Source organism: Chryseobacterium sp. RR2-3-20 (assembly GCF_017808115.1).
GTDB classification, from domain to species: Bacteria; Bacteroidota; Bacteroidia; order Flavobacteriales; family Weeksellaceae; genus Chryseobacterium; species Chryseobacterium oryzae.
On record NZ_JADQBD010000166.1, the window covers coordinates 1 to 895 of the forward strand.

The 895-nt window shown below is 32.2% G+C and carries 1 protein-coding gene; it reads left to right on the forward strand.

The features are described 5' to 3' along the window. Positions 1 to 659 precede the first annotated feature (659 nt). On the forward strand, positions 660 to 821 hold the full coding sequence (locus tag IV513_RS15520) for a hypothetical protein (protein WP_209391455.1): 162 nt from the start codon (positions 660 to 662) through the stop codon (positions 819 to 821). The last annotated feature ends 74 nt before the right edge of the window (positions 822 to 895 follow it).

Consider the following 895-nt stretch of genomic DNA (forward strand, 5'->3'; position numbering starts at 1 on the left):
CTACTGTCATGCAGCAACTGTCAGACAACAATTTGCTAAAGCCGGGCGTTTCAAACTAAAGTAAACAAAAGTATTAAGTTGTTTTTTGTTTCATATCAGTAAGAAGGAACGCTGAAATGGTTTTTCCTTACTTTCTTATTATCAAGACAACAATTAGAAATAAATATTGATTGTGTTGTAGCGAATTTCTGTAGTCAAACAGTTTTCTTTTTGTAAATGATAATTTCTGCAATAAATCTGAACACACTTAATATTTCCAAAACAGTTGAAGTTAGGTATAGGACATTGTACACAAAATATGTCTAGAATGTTCTGAAGAATCTAAAAATTGAATAATATACAGGGTGTTCTATTAAAAATAAGAAAGTTGGTACTGGCCACTGTTACAAGACACACCCCGTATAAAAAAATTTTCTTGCAAAAAAAGCCCCACTAAAAATACCCATCGATGTATCCGAGCGTCTGTTTGAACACTGCTCCATTTATTTATTATAGAATTTATTCCATTTGGCTGATACACACTGTATACTAAGTACCAAAATCGGACTTAACGGACGGTCAGCTTTCAATAAGTTATTTTGCGTGGTTGATTTTATATGAAATGAACCATCTACAAAAATATTTACAATATTACAAGACATCAATTACAGTAAAGGAACATGGCTTATATTTCAGGATCTGGAGCAAAGTACTTTTCTTTATCAAGAAATAAACTTGTGGAATGGCTGAAAGAATACGCAGCTTCAAATTTCACGGGAAAATACGACTATTTAACTGAAAAAGTGAAATCTGCAATGAGTAGTGATGACTTATTAGTATAATCTCAACAACGGATACATTTTTTTGTACAATACAATAAAAGGATGTCGGCGGCATCAAGAAACACAATTGCCTT

Coding starts and splice junctions, on each gene's coding strand:
- IV513_RS15520 (WP_209391455.1), top strand. CDS start 660: ATGGCTTATATTTCAGGATCTGGAGCAAAGTACTTTTCTTTATCAAGA.